Source organism: Trinickia diaoshuihuensis (genome assembly GCF_003390925.1).
Lineage (GTDB): Bacteria > Pseudomonadota > Gammaproteobacteria > Burkholderiales > Burkholderiaceae > Trinickia > Trinickia diaoshuihuensis.
In genome coordinates this window covers 1-3,620 of sequence record NZ_QUBS01000019.1, presented here as the reverse complement: position 1 = coordinate 3,620, position 3,620 = coordinate 1, and the positions used below count along the sequence as shown (strand labels likewise).

The window sequence follows — 3,620 nt, the reverse complement described above, 5'->3', positions numbered from 1 at the left end:
TCGACAATCAGATTCTCAGCTGAAACCTCCACCGCCTTCAACTTCCCGCCTCAACTCCCCCGTACACCACATTCGACTTTAGCTCGCGCGGGACAGCGTTGTCGCTCATCTTCAAACCATCCTCAAACACGAATGGGAGCGCGTGAAGAAGGGCGACATATGAGAAGGAAGACAACTGGCGCGCGAGCGCTCCGCACGGCCGGTAGCCGACTGGAGTTATAGACGTGAGCGAAAGAGACCAATTCATTGCAGAAACGTCACCTAAGCTGCTCGGCGATGTCCTCGGCGGTGCGGTGTCGCGTGCGAAACACCGAACTTCGTCGGGTGCGTTGACATTGCAGTGAAGGCGGCCGCCGCTTTGTTCGACAGGCTCACCGAAGACGGCCATCTGTAATCGGAAAACGGAAAGGCACCTGGCGCGTAAGTGCCCCGTACGCCGGCCGGTAGCCGCGATAGAGCATGCGATGAAAGTAAAGGTTATCCATAAACACAAGAACGGATCCGAAACCAATTTTGGTTCTCGCGAGTTCGATGAGATTCCCGAGGTGGACACGCTGATAGAGGGCAACAGAGATGCGACATGGCGTGTGCGTGCATCCAAGATTCCTGTCGATGGGTCAGAGCCGACGATAATTGTCGAGGACGTCGAACGCTCTGCATAACCGGCAAAGGCAAACATCATGGATGACGCACGAGCGGCCCTTGTTAGAGAAAAGGTGGAGCGGCTCCGCCAGGAACTGGCCGAGATGGGATTGGAAACGGCCTTCTTCTATCGCGCACCAGGCTTCGCGAAGGCTCCTGTGGGCTTTCTGTTGATCGGGGAGACGGGGAGCGACGTGGAAGATGCGCGCAACGCGTAGGAAAACAGGACAACAAGCAGATGCGCCACGCCTTCATCTTCGCTGCATTGATGCTCGCCGCGATCAATTCTGCCCTCGCCGCGACTCCGCACGACGTGTTGCTACAGAAACGAGCTTGGATCAACGACGCAATCGATGCACGGAATCGCTTTCTTGACCAGATCCATTTTGCGGGCCACAACAATGATTCGGCCGAGCTTGCCTCAATCAACAGCTCGGAGCTCACCGTTGTGTATGCGCTGCAAGCTTTGGACGATGTACTAGGGATCGTTGACAACAGGTCCGTTACGGTTAGAAAGGGATTGAAGCAGATCGGAGATTCGATGCTGATGGTTTGTCAGGCCCAAGTAACGCAGATCGTTTCCGATGCCGCACAACTTGACGATCCTAGGATTCGCAACGAAGTCGATAAGCAGGTCGATAACGTGCGGGCAGCGTGTGGCGCGATTGTAGCGGTCACAAACTAACACCGACAGCACGGAAAACAGCAAAAGGAGCGACGTTCATATGGCAAAGACCGCTTATTCGAGCACGGGACAACAGCCGATGCAAATCCTTGACTTTCGGCTCGCAAACGGTGCGCGTGTCCGTACGGTCCTCAAGCCGCAGCCTGACGCGAGCCGTACGAAGGTTGCCCACGTGGACCTTGACTACACAAGTGCCGGGAGTACATGGCTCATGCCCGATGCGAGTCAAGGGCAGCCGCTGACCGTCTTCCAGGCAGGCGCGCGCGCTTATCAGATCGCACAACATGAGGCTCAACAGGCCGGCGGGATCAGCATCGATGAAGCCCAGCTTGGAGGGGAAGAGTTTCTTGAGGTTGCGGACGTCGAGCAGATCACTGGCAACTCGATGCCCGTGACGAAATTCTGATCGGAAAACAGGGAAAAAGAGATGGCGCTACAACGTTGGTTACATACGGCCGTCGGAACACGAAACCGTGGCGAATTAGGTACAAGACCAAATGAAAGGGGACAGCAATGAGCGTCAGGCTCGGACGCGTCAATAGGGAATTGCGTGGCGCCGAGATCGCGCGAGCGCTCAATGATGGCATCAACGTGCGCGTCGCGCCGGGCAACACATGGACCTTTCCGTCACGCGGTGCGGATGGTGTGGTTGGACCGCTATGCGTGTCCCGCCTTCGACGCCATCCGGTTGCAGGGGCGAATCAGAATCTGGCAGTGCACGTAACATTCGGTATCAGTCAGATATTTGTGGGCACGGAACGCCATCCCAGTGTGCGCGTGGAGTTCACTAATCTGCACTTCACCGCGCGGCCGGTCAATCTGCAAGTGGCGATCGCGCAAGACAATCTGATTGCGCGTCTCCCCAATGGCCGTAGCGTATCGCTCCATCGCAGCGTGAACGATTGGGAGATCACAGACGTGGCAGCCGCCGACCTTGCCAACGTCTTGGGCATCGCGACGGCAGGAGCAGCGACTACCGCGATCAGGGCCGCGTTGGCTCAGTACACCGCTGCCGCATGGACCACATTAAGGGACCAATTGGCGCTCAGCTTGGTGGCCGAGATCAATGACAATCTGGAGCCGAGGGAGTATCGGGGACGGCCTGGGACAATCACAGCGCCTTACAAGTGATTGCTTAGCGACGCGTCTCGGCGGGTTCGATAGGCGGTGGGAAGTAGAAGGATATGCAGGCTGCTCGTTCGATCACCGGCCCGGCGAGGAAGACTGGACGGAAAACTATGTGCTTTTGTCCCGTCGGGGAGCGTGATCATGCCATAGAGGCAGTCAGGCTGATGAATGAGTCTAAAATATTTCCTGTGGGGTCTAAGGGCTCCACTGAGTTGCGAGAGCGCGCAAACTTTCACGCAGCGCAGGCCGGTGTCTGCGCGCTGAAAATGCGACCATCGTCGAGCGCGTCGCGACGAATCTTTTGCATTTGAGTGTCCCGACGTTACTCGTCCATATCAGCTTGCCGTGCAGCACGATCTTGCGAAGGATCAAACGTGCTGAAGGCCTAACAGCCAGTGAATCGGATCGGATCGCACGCGTGCTGTTCGTGCTTGAACATGCCAGGGAGGTGTTTGCATCAGCGGAACTAGCGGCGGAATGGATGCAGCGTGTAACGCAACGCTTGGTGGCCTAGGAACAAATTTATGCAAAAAGCGGGAAGAGATTTCTGCAAACCAACGCTGCTCGAATCGCACGGCGCAGCGAGGATAGTTAATTTGACATAATCTCAATTATCGAACTTTTGGGTGTTAGGGCTTTTTAGTAATGTCCGCTTCTGGCTACTTAGAAATGTCCGCTTCCGAGCAGCGTAAGCTATCCGGCCGCCGAGTTCCCGGTGCTGGAGGCCCTGATGGCTGCGACAGAACGGATCACGATGACGATGCGCGAGCTGGACCGGTACAAGGTGATTGAAGCGGTGGTCGACGGCATGCTCAAGCCGTGGCGCGCGGCTGAGCGGCTCGGGCTGACGACGCGGCAGATCCGGCGGTTGGCGGCTCGGCTGCGCGAAGACGGCCCTGGTGGACTGGTGTCACGCCGGCACGCGAAGCCGAGTAATAACCGGCTGGACGCTACGATCGCCAATCGAGCGCTGGCGATCATCCGAGATCGTTACGCCGATTTTGGGCCGACCTTGGCGTGCGAGAAGCTCTACGAGTGCCACGGCATCCATCTGGCCAAGGAAACGGTCAGACGGCTTATGACGGAGGCCGGCTTCTGGGTACCGCGCCGGCAGCGACCACCGAAGGTTTATCAACCGCGGGCACGGCGTGCATGTTTGGGCGAG

The 3,620-nt window shown here is 57.5% G+C and carries 5 protein-coding genes; all 5 read left to right on the top strand.

The features are described 5' to 3' along the window. The first annotated feature begins 680 nt into the window (after positions 1–680). Positions 681–860, top strand: a complete 180-nt coding sequence (locus DXT59_RS04510; RefSeq protein WP_240324399.1) for a hypothetical protein — start codon at positions 681–683, stop codon at positions 858–860. A 20-nt stretch (positions 861–880) separates the two neighbouring features. Continuing rightward, positions 881–1,327 carry a hypothetical protein gene (locus DXT59_RS04505; protein WP_116135733.1) on the top strand — a complete coding sequence of 149 codons (447 nt, stop codon included), beginning with the start codon at positions 881–883 and terminating at the stop codon, positions 1,325–1,327. Between the two features lie 40 nt (positions 1,328–1,367). Further along, positions 1,368–1,733, top strand: coding sequence for a hypothetical protein (locus DXT59_RS04500; protein ID WP_162877947.1), 366 nt, complete (start codon positions 1,368–1,370; stop codon positions 1,731–1,733). A 107-nt stretch (positions 1,734–1,840) separates the two neighbouring features. Next, positions 1,841–2,458, top strand: coding sequence for a hypothetical protein (locus DXT59_RS30440; protein WP_162877946.1), 618 nt, complete (start codon positions 1,841–1,843; stop codon positions 2,456–2,458). A gap of 727 nt (positions 2,459–3,185) precedes the next feature. Continuing rightward, a partial coding sequence (locus DXT59_RS04485; RefSeq protein ID WP_162877948.1) for a helix-turn-helix domain-containing protein occupies positions 3,186–3,620 on the top strand: 435 nt, incomplete at its 3' end.